This is a genomic window from Crassaminicella indica (genome assembly GCF_019203185.1).
Classification (GTDB): Bacteria; Bacillota; Clostridia; order Peptostreptococcales; family Thermotaleaceae; genus Crassaminicella; species Crassaminicella indica.
Genome location: NZ_CP078093.1, coordinates 2,136,544 through 2,152,999 on the forward strand (window position 1 = coordinate 2,136,544; position 16,456 = coordinate 2,152,999).

The 16,456-nt window shown below is 30.6% G+C and carries 17 protein-coding genes and 1 other annotated feature; of the genes, 16 read left to right on the forward strand and 1 reads right to left on the reverse strand.

What is annotated here, in order from left to right:
• The first annotated feature begins 65 nt into the window (after nt 1-65).
• From KVH43_RS10045 to rpoD, 14 genes are all read left to right on the forward strand, one after another.
• Complete coding sequence (locus KVH43_RS10045) at nt 66-668, forward strand: DUF502 domain-containing protein (RefSeq protein WP_218282400.1); 603 nt, start codon at nt 66-68, stop codon at nt 666-668.
• Nucleotides 669-674: 6 nt separating this feature from the next.
• A complete protein-coding gene (gene cdd / locus KVH43_RS10050; RefSeq protein ID WP_218282401.1) occupies nt 675-1,070 on the forward strand; it encodes a cytidine deaminase in 396 nt (131 codons plus the stop codon).
• Between the two features lie 15 nt (nt 1,071-1,085).
• Nucleotides 1,086-1,976, forward strand: coding sequence for a GTPase Era (gene era, locus KVH43_RS10055; RefSeq protein WP_218282402.1), 891 nt, complete (start codon nt 1,086-1,088; stop codon nt 1,974-1,976).
• Between the two features lie 85 nt (nt 1,977-2,061).
• Nucleotides 2,062-2,202, forward strand: a complete 141-nt coding sequence (locus KVH43_RS10060) for a hypothetical protein (protein ID WP_218282403.1) — start codon at nt 2,062-2,064, stop codon at nt 2,200-2,202.
• 4 nt (nt 2,203-2,206) lie between these two features.
• Entirely contained in the window at nt 2,207-2,953 is a 747-nt protein-coding gene (recO, locus tag KVH43_RS10065) for a DNA repair protein RecO (RefSeq protein WP_218282404.1), read from the forward strand.
• Nucleotides 2,954-2,970: 17 nt separating this feature from the next.
• On the forward strand, nt 2,971-3,513 hold the full coding sequence (locus KVH43_RS10070) for a DUF4342 domain-containing protein (RefSeq protein WP_218282405.1): 543 nt from the start codon (nt 2,971-2,973) through the stop codon (nt 3,511-3,513).
• A 50-nt stretch (nt 3,514-3,563) separates the two neighbouring features.
• Nucleotides 3,564-3,735 (forward strand) — a binding site (T-box leader).
• A gap of 51 nt (nt 3,736-3,786) precedes the next feature.
• Nucleotides 3,787-5,175 (forward strand): glycine--tRNA ligase, encoded by a 1,389-nt coding sequence (locus KVH43_RS10075; protein ID WP_218282406.1) that lies wholly within the window; start codon nt 3,787-3,789, stop codon nt 5,173-5,175.
• Nucleotides 5,176-5,416: 241 nt separating this feature from the next.
• Nucleotides 5,417-6,055, forward strand: a complete 639-nt coding sequence (ccpN, locus tag KVH43_RS10080) for a transcriptional regulator CcpN (protein ID WP_218282407.1) — start codon at nt 5,417-5,419, stop codon at nt 6,053-6,055.
• Between the two features lie 21 nt (nt 6,056-6,076).
• On the forward strand, nt 6,077-6,886 hold the full coding sequence (locus tag KVH43_RS10085) for a pyruvate, water dikinase regulatory protein (RefSeq protein ID WP_218282408.1): 810 nt from the start codon (nt 6,077-6,079) through the stop codon (nt 6,884-6,886).
• A 30-nt stretch (nt 6,887-6,916) separates the two neighbouring features.
• The gene (gene ppdK, locus KVH43_RS10090) at nt 6,917-9,544 is read left to right on the forward strand and encodes a pyruvate, phosphate dikinase (RefSeq protein WP_338028338.1); all 2,628 of its coding nucleotides are present in this window, start codon (nt 6,917-6,919) and stop codon (nt 9,542-9,544) included.
• Between the two features lie 168 nt (nt 9,545-9,712).
• A complete protein-coding gene (locus KVH43_RS10095; protein ID WP_218282410.1) occupies nt 9,713-10,717 on the forward strand; it encodes a deoxyguanosinetriphosphate triphosphohydrolase in 1,005 nt (334 codons plus the stop codon).
• A gap of 108 nt (nt 10,718-10,825) precedes the next feature.
• Nucleotides 10,826-11,281 carry a YaiI/YqxD family protein gene (locus tag KVH43_RS10100; RefSeq protein ID WP_218282411.1) on the forward strand — a complete coding sequence of 152 codons (456 nt, stop codon included), beginning with the start codon at nt 10,826-10,828 and terminating at the stop codon, nt 11,279-11,281.
• Nucleotides 11,282-11,358: 77 nt separating this feature from the next.
• Nucleotides 11,359-13,209: a DNA primase gene (dnaG, locus tag KVH43_RS10105; protein ID WP_218282412.1), complete on the forward strand. Its 1,851-nt coding sequence runs from the start codon at nt 11,359-11,361 to the stop codon at nt 13,207-13,209.
• Nucleotides 13,210-13,234: 25 nt separating this feature from the next.
• A complete protein-coding gene (rpoD, locus tag KVH43_RS10110) occupies nt 13,235-14,323 on the forward strand; it encodes an RNA polymerase sigma factor RpoD (protein ID WP_218282413.1) in 1,089 nt (362 codons plus the stop codon).
• 30 nt (nt 14,324-14,353) lie between these two features.
• On the opposite strand, the gene KVH43_RS10115 is transcribed toward rpoD, so the two are convergent.
• The gene (locus KVH43_RS10115) at nt 14,354-14,554 is read right to left on the reverse strand and encodes a hypothetical protein (RefSeq protein ID WP_218282414.1); all 201 of its coding nucleotides are present in this window, start codon (nt 14,552-14,554) and stop codon (nt 14,354-14,356) included.
• Between the two features lie 65 nt (nt 14,555-14,619).
• Between KVH43_RS10115 and KVH43_RS10120 the strand changes: the two genes are divergently transcribed.
• Entirely contained in the window at nt 14,620-15,315 is a 696-nt protein-coding gene (locus KVH43_RS10120; protein WP_218282415.1) for a tRNA (adenine(22)-N(1))-methyltransferase, read from the forward strand.
• On the forward strand, nt 15,300-16,418 hold the full coding sequence (locus tag KVH43_RS10125; protein WP_218282416.1) for a Nif3-like dinuclear metal center hexameric protein: 1,119 nt from the start codon (nt 15,300-15,302) through the stop codon (nt 16,416-16,418). The genes KVH43_RS10120 and KVH43_RS10125 overlap by 16 nt, the downstream gene beginning before the upstream one ends.
• Nucleotides 16,419-16,456: the final 38 nt, after the last annotated feature.

Here is a 16,456-nt window from a genome sequence, read left to right on the forward strand (position 1 = left end):
AATATATGGCATTTATAGAAAAATGCATATAAAAAGGGAGGTAAATCCATAGCTAAATGTTTTCTATGAAAACAATAAGAAAGATTTTTTTAACAGGGTTATTCGTATTCATTCCTATTGGTGTGACAATATCTGTAATTATATGGATATTTAATGTGGTGGATTCTATATTTCGAGTTCCTTTAGAAAGAATCATTGGTTTTCGTATTATAGGCATAGGATTTATTTTAACAATACTGATCATTTTTGGTACAGGTGTTTTTGCTACCAATTATTTAGGAAAGGAATTTATTGACCTTATTGAGAGAACATTAAGTAAAATTCCGATAGTAAAGACAGTATATTTATCTATTAAGCAGTTAATTGATACAATTTTTATGAAGCAACGGTATGCTTTTAAAAACACAGTCCTTGTAGAGTATCCTTCTAAAGGAATTTTTACAATAGGATTTGTTACAGCAGATGCACCTTTAGAGGTTTCAGAAAAGGTTGGAGAAAATATGAAGAGTATTTTTATTCCAACTACACCAAATCCAACATCAGGGATGTTTGTTATGATATCGCAAAAAAATATTACACCATTAAATATATCTGTTGAAGCAGCTTTAAAGTTAGTTATCTCTGGTGGTATTTTACTTCCAGAAAAGACAAATGAAATGAAAGGATGAAGGATTTTGTTAGAAAGAGAATTATTTCAAAAAGCAGTACAAGCAAAGGAAAATGCTTATGCACCTTATTCAAATTTCAAAGTAGGAGCAGCATTACTTACTAAGGATGGAAAAATCTATACGGGCTGCAATGTGGAATGTGCTTCTTTTGGGGGAACGAACTGTGCAGAAAGAACTGCTATTTTTAAAGCGATTTCAGAGGGAAGTAAAGATTTTGAAGCTATTGCCATAGCTAGTGATAATGATACTTTTACATTTCCATGTGGTATTTGCAGACAAGTTATTTTTGAATTTGGGAAAGATATTAAAATTATTGTAGGAGATAAAGATGGAAAAATAAAGGTAGTTCCTATAAAGGAGCTTTTACCACATGGTTTTTCAGGACAAGATTTGAATAAATAGAAAGAAGGTTAAAAGATGAAGTTTAAATCAGGATTTGTAACAATTATTGGAAGACCTAATGTAGGAAAATCAACACTAATGAATCAAATTATTGGAGAAAAAATTGCAATTATGTCTGATAAGCCTCAGACAACTAGAAATAAAATTCAAACCATTTATACAGAAAAAGATTTTCAGATTATATTTTTAGATACGCCAGGTATGCATAAACCTAAAAATAAATTAGGCGAATTTATGCAAAAATCTGCTCAGCAAACACTAAATGAAGTAGATGTGATTTTATTGGTAATTGATGATACAGCTGATATGGGACCAGGAGATCAATATATTTTAGAAATGCTTAAAAACATTAAAACACCTATTATCCTTGTAGTAAATAAGATGGATAAAATCACTCCAAAAAAATTTGAAGAAATTTACAATATGTATCATGATAAAGAAATATTTAAAGATATAGTGGCTATATCTGCACAGGAAAATAAAAATGTTCAAAAGCTGATTGAAAAAATTGTAGACTTTTTGCCTGATGGCCCACAGTATTTTCCAGCAGATATGATTACAGACCAGCCAGAAAAAGTTATTGTTAGCGAAATTATAAGAGAAAAGCTTCTTCATTATTTACATGAAGAGGTTCCTCATGGAGTGGCAGTAGAGGTAATGAGCATGAAAAGAAGAGAAAATAAAGATATTGTAGACATTAATGCAACTATTTATTGTGAAAAAAAGTCTCATAAAGGAATAATTATAGGAAAAAATGGAAGGAAATTAAAAGGAGTAGGAAAAAGTGCAAGACAAGATATTGAAAATCTTTTAGGATCAAAAGTTTTTCTAGAGTTGTGGGTGAAGGTCAAAGAAGATTGGAGAGATCAACAAAATATATTAAATACTTTAGGATATAAGCTGTAGCAGAATAGTAAAATTTACAATGTATATGAACACCCTAATAAAGAAAAAAATAAGATATGAAACATATTTTAGAGAGGTGATTAGGGTGTTAGAAAAAATATTATGGAATTTGTTTTTTGCTACAGGAGATATTAACTTTTATTTAGATTATAAAAAGGTTGAGAAAACAACAGAAGTAGATCAGAATGAGGGGGTTGTTTTTTTAGATACCTATTCTTTGAGGTGATGGAATGCTTTTAAAGACAGATGCTGTGGTCTTAAAGCAAAAAAAGTTTGGTGAAGGGGATGCGGTTATTACATTATTCTCTAAAAAATTAGGAAAATTACAAGCAGTAGCAAAAGGCTTTAAAAGACCTAGAGGGAAATATTCTGTAGGTACTCAGCCATTTTGTTATGGAGAATTTGTATTATTTAAGGGAAAAGAATTGTATCAGATTTCTCAAGTAGATTTAAAGCAGTCATTTTATAAGCTTAGAGAAGATGTTATAAAATTAACTTATGCTTCATATATATTAGAATTAACTGAAAGTATTATTACAGAGGGTCAGACAAACAACAGATTGTTTACGCTACTAATTGAGTATTTACATATTTTTTCTAAAATGAATAAGGAATATGAAACATTGACAAAAGCATATGAATTAAAATCTTTGATGTATTCAGGCTTCAAACCGCAAATAGAAAGCTGTGTTCATTGTGGTAGTTTAGGGAGCGAAAATGTTAAATTTAGTGCTAGAGAAGGTGGAATTTTATGTAGCAATTGTTTGAGTGAAGATCCATACAGCATGAAAATTTCAAGAGTTACAATCAATGTGATGCAATATTTAATGTATGCGGATTTAGCTCAAATAGCAAGATTTAAAATTAAGCCATATGTGTTAAAGGAACTAGAAAAAATTGTGAAGCATTATATTAATATACACATAGAAAAAAGTAAATTTAAAAGTTTGCAGTTTTTAGAAGCTGTAAAAAAATAATAAAAGGTGGTGTTATTATGGAAATTACATTAGAAAGTATTGACCAAGTAAGAGATCGAACAGGTGTAAGTTATAAGGAAGCAAAAGAAGCTTTAGAAGAAGCAAATGGAAATGTGATTGATGCAATTATTCATATCGAAGAAAGGCAAAATACAAGGTGGACAGATAATATTTCTGGGTTCGGTAATGAAATAGTAGAAAGAATCAAAGAGGTTGTTAGAAAAGGAAATGTGACAAAAATTATTTTAAAAAGAGATGGAGAAGTAATTATGAATATTCCTATAACTGCAGGAGCTGTAGGAGCGGTTTTATCTCCACCAATAGCTATGTTTGGTACAATGGCTGCTTTGGCAACTAAATGCAAAATAGAAATTGTAAAAACGGATGGTCAAATTGTAGATATTAATGAAATGGCAGAAGAAGCTTTAGAAAATATGAAAAGCGTTGCAGAAGATACTTTTGAGGGAGTAAAATCAAAAGTAAATGAATATACAAATAAAGAAAAATCACAAAAAAAAGATGAAAATATTCATTTGGATAAAGATCATGACGAAGAATAAAAATAACCTTTACATGAATGCATGAATGTGGTAAAATTACGTAAAAACATATTTTTGCTATGATAGAGAGGAGTAATCAAAGAGTATTATAAGAGAGAGTCGGTGTTGGTGGAAATCCGATATAATCCTTTGATGAAGGGCGCTCTTGAGCAAATTGATGAAAGTGGATACCTTTGTATCAACTAGGGTGGAACCGCGGAAGAATAGCCTTTCGTCCCTTACTATGGGACGAGGGGTTTATTTTTTTACAGTAAATTAGAAGGAGGATTTGAAATGACTACAGAAAAGACAATGGACAAAATCGTTGCACTGGCAAAAGGAAGAGGATTTATATTTCCAGGATCTGAAATATATGGAGGATTAGCAAATACATGGGATTATGGACCGTTGGGAGTTGAATTAAAGAATAATGTTAAAAAAGCGTGGTGGAAAAAATTTATTCAAGAATCTCCTTATAATGTAGGTCTTGACGCTGCGATTTTAATGAACCCACAAACATGGGTAGCTTCTGGTCATGTTGGAGGATTTAATGATCCATTACTAGATTGTAAAAAGTGTAAAACAAGATTTAGAGCTGACAAGCTTATTGAAGATTATTTAAGAGAAAAAGGAGAAGAAGCAGTAATAGATGGTTGGTCAAATGAAAGAATGGAAAGCTTTATCAATGAAGAAGGCATAAGATGTCCAGAATGTGGAGAATTGGATTATACAAATATTAGACAATTCAATCTTATGTTTAAGACTTATCAAGGGGTAACAGAAGATTCAAAATCTGAAATATTTTTAAGACCAGAAACAGCTCAAGGGATATTTGTAAACTTTAAAAACGTACAAAGAAGTTCAAGGAAGAAAGTGCCTTTTGGAATTGGACAAATAGGTAAATCCTTTAGAAATGAAATTACACCAGGAAACTTTACTTTTAGAACTCGTGAATTTGAGCAAATGGAGCTTGAGTTTTTCTGTAAACCTGGAGAAGACTTAGAGTGGTTTGATTACTGGAAAAATTATTGTAAAAATTGGTTATTATCTTTAAATATGAAACCTGAAAATATTAAAATGAGAGATCACGATAAAGAAGAATTATCTCATTATAGTAATGCAACAACAGACATTGAATACAAGTTCCCATTTGGTTGGGGTGAGCTGTGGGGAATTGCAGATAGAACAGACTTTGATTTAAAACAGCATAAGGAGCATTCAGGTGTTGATTTAAGCTATCAAGATCCAGTAACAAACGAAAAATATATACCATATTGTATAGAACCATCTCTAGGAGCAGATAGAGTAACTCTAGCATTTTTGATAGATGCTTATGAAGAAGAGGTATTAGATGATGGAAGCAGTAGAACAGTTTTAAAATTACATCCAGCATTATCACCATATAAAGTGGCAGTATTACCATTGACAAAGAAATTAAGTGAAGGTGCAGAAAGCTTGTATTCAAAACTTGCTAAGAAATTTATGGTTGATTATGATGTGTCTGGTAGTATTGGAAAAAGATATAGAAGACAAGATGAAATTGGTACACCTCTTTGTATTACTTATGACTTTGATACGCTAGAAGACAATTCAGTTACTGTAAGAGATAGAGATACAATGGAGCAAGTAAGAATAAAAATAGAAGATTTGGAAAGATACATTGAAGAAAGAATTGATTTTTAATAGAGAGTGAGTTTAAAGGAGACAATAGAGGCGAAGAGATATGATATTCTCTCTATTGTCTTTTATTATAGAATAGTAGTGATTCATACCTAAAACATAAAAAACACACCCAATATTCATAATATTTATAAAAAAGCATTAAAAAGTATAGCAAAAATAAGAAATATTTGTTACAATTATATATATAATATAGCATAAAGGATTATTAGTATAACACATTAAAGAAAATTCTATAAAAGAGGTGATTCCTATAGAATTCACAGAACGTCAACAAAAAATCATTCAAATTGTAAAAGAACATGAACCAATTACGAGTGAACAAATTGCAAAGCTTTTGAAAGTTACAAGGGCTACATTAAGACCAGATTTAGCAATACTTACAATGACTGGGATGTTAGATGCAAGACCGAAGGTAGGGTATTTATATTCTGGAAATAAACCAGTGAATTTAATTTCTGAAGAAATTCATCGTATAAAAGTAAGAGATATAAAATCTATGCCTGTAGTGGTTGAAGAACAGACTACGCTTTATGATGCGATTGTAACATTATTTCTTGAAGATGTTGGAACAATTTTTGTTGTATCCAATGGATTTCTTACAGGTGCGGTATCTAGAAAGGATTTTTTAAAAAATATTATGGGAGGCACAGATATCAATAAGGTGCCGGTAGGTTTAATTATGACTAGAATGCCCAATATCGTTATGACTTATCCAAATGAAACTGCACTAGAGGCTGCTATAAAAATTATAGAGCATGAAGTTGACAGTCTTCCAGTAGTTGAAAAAGTTCAAAAAGGCGAAAAAGAATATTACAAAGTAGTAGGAAAAGTATCAAAGACTAACATCACAAAATTATTTGTTGAGCTTGGGAGTCAATAATTGAAAAGGGGGCATGAAAGCATGAATAGCAGATTAGTAGTATATGTAATTTCTGATTCAATAGGAGAAACAGGAGAACAGGTAGTAAAGGCAGCTATTAGCCAATTTGTATGTAAGGATTGTGAAATAAGAAGATTTCCATATATATCAGAAGAAGAACAGATATTGGAAATTATAAATGAAGCAAAAAATGAAAAATCTATGATTGTTTTTACAATAGTGATACCTAGTTTAAGAAAAATACTTCTTGAAAAAGCAAAAGAGCATAATATTATTGCTGTAGATGCGATGACGCCTATTGTAGAAGCATTGGAGAAATCATTAAATGAGCAGCCTAAAAATGAACCTGGATTAATAAGAAAATTAGACGAAAAATATTTTAAAAAGATTGAAGCCATTGAATTTGCAGTAAAATATGATGATGGAAAAGATCCTAGAGGTTTAAAAAAAGCAGATATTGTCTTAATCGGTATATCAAGAACTTCTAAAACACCTTTAAGCATGTATCTTGCACATAAAAATATAAAAGTAGCAAATGTTCCATTAGTTCCAGAAGTTGTAGTACCAGATGAATTATTTGAAATTTCGCCTAGAAAAATAATAGGACTTACAACAAATCCTATTAAGCTTAATGAAATAAGACAAGAAAGATTAAAAGCTTTAGGGCTTAGAAATGAAGCAAATTATGCGAGTATGGATAGAATATTAAAGGAATTAGATTATGCTGAAAATCTAATGAAGCGAATAGGCTGTCCAATTATTGATGTGTCTAGTAAAGCAATAGAAGAAAGTGCACGTATCATTTTAGAAATAATCAAAGAAAACGATTAAGGGATCAGGGTGTGTTATAGGAAAGGAGTTTTGGGTATGAAAAAATATGTATATGCTTTTCATGAAGGGAATAAGGAAATGAAATCTTTGTTGGGAGGAAAAGGAGCAAATTTAGCAGAAATGATAAAAATTGGACTCCCTGTTCCTCCTGGATTTACTGTTACTACTGAAGCTTGTAATAAATATTATGATGATGGTCAAAAAATTAGCCAAGATATTATAGATGAAATCTTTTGCCATTTACATGAATTAGAAAATAATACTCAAAAAAGGTTTGGAGATTATAATAATCCTTTGCTTGTATCAGTAAGGTCTGGTGCTGTTGTTTCTATGCCGGGAATGATGGATACAATTCTTAATTTAGGACTTAATGATGAATCTGTAATAGGACTAGCAAAAGCAACTGGCAATGAAAGATTTGCATATGATAGCTACAGAAGATTTATTCAGATGTTTAGTGATGTAGTTTTAAACATTCAGAAATATAAATTTGATAATATTTTAGAAAAAGAAAAGCGCTCAAGTAAAGTTCAGCTAGATACAGATTTAACTGTTGATAATTTAAAAAATATTATTAAAGAATATAAAAAAATTGTTAAAAAAGAAACAAAAAAAGCTTTTCCACAAGAACCTAAAAAACAATTATTGATGGCTATTGAAGCTGTGTTTGGTTCATGGAATAATGCACGTGCTATTATTTATAGAGATATTAATGATATACCTAATCACTATGGAACAGCTGTAAATGTACAGTCTATGGTTTTTGGAAATATGGGAGAAAAATCAGGTACAGGAGTAGCATTTACAAGAAATCCTGCAACAGGTGAGAAAAAATTATTTGGTGAGTTTTTAATGAATGCACAAGGAGAAGATGTTGTAGCAGGGATTAGAACGCCTCAACCAATTTGTGAGCTTAAAAATACGATGCCGAAGGTTTATGAGCAATTTGTAAATGTTGCAAATCTTTTAGAAAAGCATTATAAAGATATGCAGGATATTGAATTTACTATTGAAAATGAAAAATTATATTTACTTCAAACAAGAAATGGTAAAAGAACAGCAGCAGCAGCTATTAATATAGCTGTAGATATGGTAGAAGAAAATATTATAGATAAAGAAACAGCTATTATGAGAATCGAACCTGCTCAATTAGATCAGCTATTACATCCAACCTTTGAAGAAGAAGCTATGCAAAAAATAGAAAAAATTACACAAGGCTTACCTGCATCTCCGGGGGCTGCTACAGGTAGGATATATTTTAATGCAAATGATCTTGTAAAAGCTGCTAATGAAGGAGAAATGACAATCCTTGTAAGACTTGAGACTTCTCCTGAAGATATTGAGGGAATGGTAGCTGCACAGGGAATTTTAACTGCAAGAGGAGGAATGACTTCTCATGCTGCAGTTGTAGCAAGAGGAATGGGTAAATGCTGTGTAGCAGGCTGTGGAGAAATTAAAGTTGATGAGATAAATAAAGTATTTAAGATAGATGGGAAAATTTTCAAAGAAGGAGATTATCTATCATTAGATGGAAATACAGGAAATGTTTATGCAGGCAAGCTTCCAACTAAAGAACCAGAACTATCTGGGAATTTTGCAAAGCTAATGAGTTGGGCTGATGAGATCAGAACTTTAAAAATCAGAACTAATGCAGATACACCAAAGGATGCTTTAACAGCTGTAAAATTTGGAGCAGAAGGAATTGGTCTATGTAGAACAGAGCATATGTTTTTTAAAGAAGAAAGAATTCCTGCTGTAAGACAGATGATTATAGCACAAAATGTAGAAGAAAGAATGAAAGCTTTAAATAAATTACTTCCATTTCAAAAGGAAGATTTTATAGGGATATTTGAAGCTATGGGAGAAAGACCAGTAACAGTAAGACTTCTTGACCCACCATTACATGAATTTTTACCTAATAATGATGAAGACATAAAAATATTATCTAAACAAATTAATGTTTCCTATAACACATTGAAGGAAATCGTTGAAGATTTAAAGGAATTTAATCCTATGCTTGGACATAGAGGTTGTAGATTAGCTATTACTTATCCTGAGATTTATCAGATGCAGGTAAGAGCGATGATTATGGCTGCAATTCAAGTAAAAAAACAAAAAAATATTCATGTTCAGCTAGAGATTATGGTACCCCTTATTGGTCATGAAAAAGAGCTAGAAATTATTAAAAAACTTATTGTAAGTACTGCTAATGAGGTTATAGAAAATAGTGATGAAAATATTGTTTATAAAATTGGAACTATGATAGAGGTGCCAAGAGCTGCATTAACAGCCGATGATATAGCAAAGCATGCTGAATTTTTCTCTTTTGGTACAAATGATTTAACACAAATGACTTATGCTTTTTCAAGAGATGACGCTGGTAGATTTATTGGAGAGTATAGGAAAAAAGAAATATTTAAAAAAGATCCATTCCAACGATTAGATAAAATAGGTGTTGGAAAGTTAATGGAAATAGCTACACAATTAGGAAAGCGCACAAGATCTGATATAAAATTAGGGATTTGTGGAGAACATGGTGGAGATCCAGAAGCTATTGATTTTTGTCATAAGATAGGATTGCATTATGTTTCTTGTTCTCCATATAGAATACCTATTGCAAGACTAGCAGCAGCTCATGCAGTAATAAACAATAAATAAACAAAAGGCATGGAAAAATTTCCATGCCTTTTGTTTATTTAAAATTTGTTAGAATAAGAGGAATAAAATGAATATTGTGGTATATATAAATACTAGAAAATTGTGGATTTTAGTTCTCTGCTTAATATAGTTATTTTCTGTTTATATATGAGAAAAGAGGGATAAAAAATGATATTTAGAGAAATAACTGAAAGAATGGAAGAACAGAAGCTTTCGTGTTTTGCTGCAAAGTCAACCCAAACAAAAGGAAGAAAAATATTTGAAGAAAAATGCATTATTCGTACAGAATATCAAAGAGATAGAGATAGGATACTGCATTCTAAGGCATTTAGGAGACTCAAGCATAAAACACAGGTATTTCTCTCTCCAGAAGGAGATCATTATAGGACTAGACTTACTCATACATTAGAAGTAGCTCAAATTTCTCGTACCATTGCACGAGCATTAAAGTTAAATGAAGATTTAACAGAAGCTATTGCATTAGGTCATGATATTGGACATACACCTTTTGGACATAGTGGAGAAAAGATATTAAATAAAATCCATAAGAATGGATTTAAACATAATGAGCAAAGCTTAAGAGTAGTAGAATATTTAGAAAAAGGAAAATTAGGATATGGTTTAAACCTTACTTATGAAGTTAGAGATGGAATACTAAACCATACAGGTGAAAATGAACCATCAACATTAGAAGGGCAGATTGTAAGACTTAGCGATAGAATTGCTTATATTAATCATGATATTGATGATGCAATAAGGGCAAATATTCTTCAATATGATGATCTTCCTAAGGATTGTCTTGAAATTTTAGGAAAAACACATAGTGAAAGAATTAATACTATGATTATAGATGTAGTAGAAAATAGTTATAACAGAAAAAAAATTAGAATGAGTGAAGAAAAATGGGTATATACAAATAAACTAAGAAAATTCATGTTTAGCAATGTATATTTAAATAAAAAGGCTAAAAAAGAGGAAGAAAAGGCACAATATATACTAGAACAACTATATAATTATTTTTTGAAAAATAAATATAAAATGCCAGAAGAAATGATGAAAGTAGTAGAAGCTTTTGATTTAGAAGAGGCTGTAAAGGATTATTTAGCAGGAATGTCGGATAGATATGTAATTAATAAATATTTAGAAATTTATGTACCGAGTGCATGGGAATGATTGTTCTGAAAATTATGTATTTTAGAATTGGAATAATTTAAGAAGGATTAAAGGTTCTTATGTCGAATATTGTGATGCATAGAAAAAAAAAGGTGGGCATGTATATAAATGACAATATATGTTGATGGTGATGCTTGTCCTGTAAAAGAATTAATGATTGATCATACATCTAAATATAATATTAAGGTAATAATTGTACTAAGTATATGTCATATATCAAAGGAAGAGCTAGAGGTACCATATATCATTGTAGATAATATAAGTCAAAGTGTTGATATGATGATTATGAATAAGGCTCAAAAAAATGATATTGTGGTAACGGATGATTTTGGACTAGCATCTGTGTTATTAATGAAGGGTGTTTATTGTTTGTCAAGTCGTGGGCTGATTTATACATTAAATAATATAGACCAGCTTATATTGAAAAGACATATAAACATGAAAATTATAAGAGGAGGAGGTAAAATAAAAGGACATGCTAAGCGAAGTAAAAAGGATGATGCTCAATTTGTTATGAGCCTTGATAAATTAATAAAACAGTCCCTAAATCATTCTTATGAATAAAGGATTTAATTTGTTAAGTTGAAGGAAATTTAATAAATATGGAGAAACAATAATAAAAGATTGTATAGGTGATGAATATGGGGATTGTATTTGATGAAGGATTAATTGATGAGATAAAGTCACAAAATGATATCATAGATGTTGTTTCAAAATATGTACAATTGAAGAAAGCTGGACAAAATTACAAAGGGCTATGTCCTTTTCATAATGAAAAGACACCTTCCTTTATTGTATCTGCTGAAAAACAGTTTTACCATTGCTTTGGATGTGGAGAATCAGGAGATGTAATTAGCTTTATAATGAAATTAGAAAATTTGGATTTTATAGATGCTTTACGCTTGCTTGGAGAATGGGTAGGAATAAATATTGATGAAATTTCTACATCTAAGAAGGAAAAAGAAGAAATATATCGAAAGAATAATATATATCAAATAAATAGAGAAGCAGCTTTTTATTACTACAAGAATTTAGTTAAGGAAGCAAACAAAGGACTAAATTATTTATTTGAAAGAGGACTAAGTATTAAAACTATAAAAAAGTTTGGATTAGGATATGCAAAGGATGCTTGGGAAGCGTTAAATAATTATCTTCTTAGCAAAGGATATGATCAAGAATCAATATTTAAAGCCGGATTGGTTTTAGAAAGAAAAAAGAGAAACGGTTATTACGATAGATTTAGAAATAGAGTGATGTTTCCTATTATAAATACAACAGGAAAAGTCATTGGCTTTGGAGGAAGGGTAATAGATAATAATGAACCTAAATACTTGAACTCTCCTGAAACAATAGCTTTTAATAAAGGAAATAATCTGTTTGGTTTAAACCTTGCAAAAAACGAAGTAATAAAAATGAAACAAATAATTGTGGTAGAAGGATATATGGATGTAATTGGGTTGTATGAAAGAGGTATAAAAAATGTTGTTGCATCTTTAGGGACGGCGCTTACTAAAAATCAAGCAAATTTACTAAAAAGATATGCTGATGAAGTAATTATTGCATATGATGCTGATACAGCAGGACAAGCAGCTACATTAAGAGGACTTGATATTTTAAGAGAAGTAGGATGTAGAGTACGAGTGGTTCGTCTGTCTGAAGGGAAAGATCCTGATGAATTTGTTAGAAAAAAAGGAAAAGAAGCTTTTTTAAAAGAAGTAGAAAATGCTTTGTCATTAATTGATTATAAGATTGTGTTGTCTAAAGAAGAAAATGATTTAACAAACCCTGAAGGAAAAGTAAAATTTGTAAAGTCTCTTACGCAAATATTAAAACAATTAAAAAGTCCTGTAGAGATAGATGCTTATATTAAAAAAATAGCACAAGAATCGCAAATTTCTCCAGAAGCTATAAAAGCGGAAATTTATGGGAATAATAGATACAATAATAAGGCTAGTGAAAAAAAAGATATACTGCATATTAACAAGTATAGAAGCAAACATGATAGGTATACTAATAAATATAGTATACAACCATTAAAACCAATACAAAAAATTGGATATATTGAAGCTGAAAGATCTTTATTAAAGTTGATTATAACAAATAAAGATTGTTTTCAGAAGGTAAAGGATCAGCTTTCGTATGAAGATTTTTTAGATGAAATAAATGCTGATATAGCAAAGCTCGTTTATGAACTATATGAAAATAATGAAAGCATTGATTTAGAATATATGATAAATCAATTAAGCATAGAAGCTGTTTCAATATTGCATAAAATTAAGCATAGTATTGTGCCAAATGAAAATATTGATAAGGCTTTAGAGGATTATATAAAAACTATTCATAAGCATAAAATGATACAAAGGAAAATTCATATAGAAGAAGAATTAAAAAAACTTGAGAGGATAGGAAATAAATCCAAAGATCAGATAGTGAGGATAAGGGAGTTATGTATAGATTACGAAAAGTTACTGAAAGAATTAAAGAATTTGTAGTTGTGCTAGAAGGGAGGGGAGTATAATGAGCAAGAAAAATCAAAATAAAAAGATGCAATCCGTGAAAAAGCTAATAGAAAAAGGCAAAAAAAGAGGTATGCTAACATATACGGAAATTATGGATACCTTAGAGGAGATAGATATAGATAAGGACCAAATTGAGCAAGTTTATGATCATTTAGCTGCAATGGGAATAGAGATTGTAGGCGAGAAGGAAGAAGTTATTGAAGAAATACAGGAAGAAGAGGAAGTAGTGGATTTAGATATTTCTATCCCAAAGGGGATTAATATAGATGATCCAGTAAGAATGTATCTTAAAGAAATTGGAAAAGTACCATTACTTTCAGCTGCTGAAGAGATAGAATTAGCTAAAAAAATGGAAAAAGGTGATGAAGAAGCTAAAAGAAGGCTTTGTGAGGCAAACTTAAGACTTGTTGTAAGTATTGCCAAAAGATATGTTGGAAGGGGTATGTTATTTTTAGATTTAATACAAGAAGGAAACTTAGGGTTGATTAAGGCTGTAGAAAAATTTGACTGGAGAAAGGGATATAAATTCAGTACTTATGCAACTTGGTGGATAAGACAAGCTATTACGAGAGCTATAGCGGATCAAGCAAGAACTATAAGGATTCCTGTTCATATGGTAGAGACTATTAATAAACTCATAAGAATATCAAGACAGCTCCTTCAAGAATTAGGAAGGGAACCAAAGCCAGAAGAGATTGCAAAAGAAATGGACCTTCCTGAAGAAAAGGTAAGGGATATATTAAAAATTGCTCAAGAACCTGTATCTTTAGAGACTCCTATTGGTGAGGAAGAGGATAGTCATCTTGGTGATTTTATACCTGATGAGGATGCACCAGCCCCTGCAGAAGCTGCTGCTTTTTCAATGTTAAAGGAACAGTTAGTAGAAGTTTTAGATACTCTAACACCAAGAGAACAGAAGGTTTTAAGATTGAGATTTGGTTTGGATGATGGAAGAGCAAGAACACTAGAAGAAGTGGGTAAAAAGTTTGATGTTACAAGAGAAAGAATAAGACAAATAGAAGCAAAGGCACTAAGAAAGCTTAGACATCCTAGCAGAAGTAAAAAATTAAAGGATTATTTAGAATAGAAAGATTCGCGTGTACGCGAATCTTTATAATTACCAATACTGCTTTTGATTGCCATATTCTATTTTCTTTTGTTTTTCTTTTTCATTTTCTTGATCATCTAACTGCTCTTGTAAACAATTCATGAGTTGCTCAGCTGTTTCTTCCCACTGGGGAGTTGTACCACCCCATTCAAAATGAGCTAATTTTTCAATAGAAGTATTAGGTTGCTTTTGTGAGTTTTTTAATTTCATATAAAAACCTCCTTGATTTAATTTTTGCAGATTTTAAAAAATATATTCTAGTGAGAGGAAATGTTATGAAACTAACACCAAGATTATTGAATATCGCTAAATTTGTACCAAAAAATTCTGTTTTAGCTGATGTTGGAACAGATCATGGGTATATTCCAGTATATTTAATGAAAAATAAAATTACAGAAAAAATAATTGCAACAGATATAAATGAGGGACCGTTACTTAGTGCACAAAAAAATATAAAGCTTTATGGATTAGATAATTATATTGAAACAAGGCTTGGAAATGGTCTTGAAGCGATTCAGCCTGGCGAGGTAGATACTGTGATCATAGCAGGTATGGGAGGGCTTTTAATTAGAGATATATTGCTTAATCATCCTGATGTAACAAAATCTATTAAGAGATTTATTCTGCAACCTATGGTAGCGCAGGATGAATTAAGAAGATGGCTTTATGCTAATAATTTTAAGATAATAGATGAAAAATTAGTTTCAGAAGATCATAGAATTTATGAGATAATAGTTGTAGAACATGGGAAAGAAGTAATTGAGGATGAAATATACTTTGAAATAGGAAAGAAATTAATAGAAAATAAGGATCCGCACCTAGAAGCTTTTATCTATAAGCATATAAAGAAACAAAAGGATATCATAAACAATTTAGTAGGTCAAAAAACGGATAAGGCAAAAAACAAGCTTAAGGAATGCAAGGAAAAGATTGAAAAATTTGAGGAGGTGTTAAGATGGCTGAAAAATTAGAAAAAGTAGTAAAGTTGATGGAAAATATAGCACCTTCTTATTTAGCAGAGAATTGGGATAATGTAGGACTTCAAATAGGAGATAATCATAAAGATATTAACCGAATTTTAGTAGCTTTAGAAGCAACAGAAGCTATTATTGATGAGGCTATACTAAAAAATATAGATATGATTATCTGTCATCATCCTTTAATTTTTAAACCTGTTAAAAATATAAAAACAGATAATCCTATAGGGAATTTGATTTATAAATTGATTAAAAATGATATCGCACTTTTTTGTGCTCATACAAATTTAGATATTGCCCATGGGGGTACAAATGATGTTTTAGCACAAATATTTAATATTGTTGACACTAAGCCATTGATTAAAATAGATAAAGAAAGATATTTTAAGCTTGTTGTATATGTGCCAAAGACACATATTGAAAATGTAAGAGCTGCTATATGTAGTGCTGGAGCAGGTCAGATAGGCATGTATAGTCACTGTACATTTCAGACTGAGGGAATAGGTATGTTTAAACCATTAGAAGGAACGAATCCTTTTATTGGAACCCACGGAAAGATAGAAGCAGTAGAAGAGTATAGACTAGAAACTATTGTACCAAAGGAAAAATTAAATAGTGTTGTAAAAATGATGTTAGATGCACATCCTTATGAGGAAGTAGCCTATGATCTTTTTACATTGAATAATTCTATTAATCAATATGGGTTAGGTAGAGTAGGGAAATTAATAGAACCTATAAAGCTTGCTGAATTTTGCCAAAAGATTAAAGAAAAACTTGGAATGGAGTCTATTAGATTTATAGGAGATTCTCAAAAGAGTATACAAAAGATAGGCTTGTGTACTGGTAGTGGGGCAGAGTTTATCTATGATGCTTATAGACTAGGATGTGATTGCTATATTACTGGAGATGTAAAATATCATGATGCACAATATGCCGCATCTTTAGGGATTGCGGTAATTGATGCAGGTCATTTTGAAACAGAACATTTAGTATGTAAACCTCTATTTAAAAATTTAAAAGAAGCAATTAAGGAAAATCATTATGATATGGAAGTTTTATTAGCATCTAATGATATGAATCCTTTTCAAATTATATAAGAATAGGTTTTTTTGCCTATTCTTTTTTGATGGAAATT

What these genes read in the sequence shown, in the direction of transcription:
- KVH43_RS10045 (WP_218282400.1), top strand. Translation starts at nt 66, where the DNA reads ATGAAAACAATAAGAAAGATTTTTTTAACAGGGTTATTCGTATTCATT.
- era (WP_218282402.1), top strand. Translation starts at nt 1,086, where the DNA reads ATGAAGTTTAAATCAGGATTTGTAACAATTATTGGAAGACCTAATGTA.
- recO (WP_218282404.1), top strand. Translation starts at nt 2,207, where the DNA reads ATGCTTTTAAAGACAGATGCTGTGGTCTTAAAGCAAAAAAAGTTTGGT.
- KVH43_RS10070 (WP_218282405.1), top strand. Translation starts at nt 2,971, where the DNA reads ATGGAAATTACATTAGAAAGTATTGACCAAGTAAGAGATCGAACAGGT.
- KVH43_RS10075 (WP_218282406.1), top strand. Translation starts at nt 3,787, where the DNA reads ATGACTACAGAAAAGACAATGGACAAAATCGTTGCACTGGCAAAAGGA.
- KVH43_RS10085 (WP_218282408.1), top strand. Translation starts at nt 6,077, where the DNA reads ATGAATAGCAGATTAGTAGTATATGTAATTTCTGATTCAATAGGAGAA.
- KVH43_RS10095 (WP_218282410.1), top strand. Translation starts at nt 9,713, where the DNA reads ATGATATTTAGAGAAATAACTGAAAGAATGGAAGAACAGAAGCTTTCG.
- KVH43_RS10100 (WP_218282411.1), top strand. Translation starts at nt 10,826, where the DNA reads ATGACAATATATGTTGATGGTGATGCTTGTCCTGTAAAAGAATTAATG.
- dnaG (WP_218282412.1), top strand. Translation starts at nt 11,359, where the DNA reads ATGGGGATTGTATTTGATGAAGGATTAATTGATGAGATAAAGTCACAA.
- rpoD (WP_218282413.1), top strand. Translation starts at nt 13,235, where the DNA reads ATGAGCAAGAAAAATCAAAATAAAAAGATGCAATCCGTGAAAAAGCTA.
- KVH43_RS10115 (WP_218282414.1), bottom strand. Translation starts at nt 14,554, where the DNA reads ATGAAATTAAAAAACTCACAAAAGCAACCTAATACTTCTATTGAAAAA.
- KVH43_RS10120 (WP_218282415.1), top strand. Translation starts at nt 14,620, where the DNA reads ATGAAACTAACACCAAGATTATTGAATATCGCTAAATTTGTACCAAAA.
- KVH43_RS10125 (WP_218282416.1), top strand. Translation starts at nt 15,300, where the DNA reads ATGGCTGAAAAATTAGAAAAAGTAGTAAAGTTGATGGAAAATATAGCA.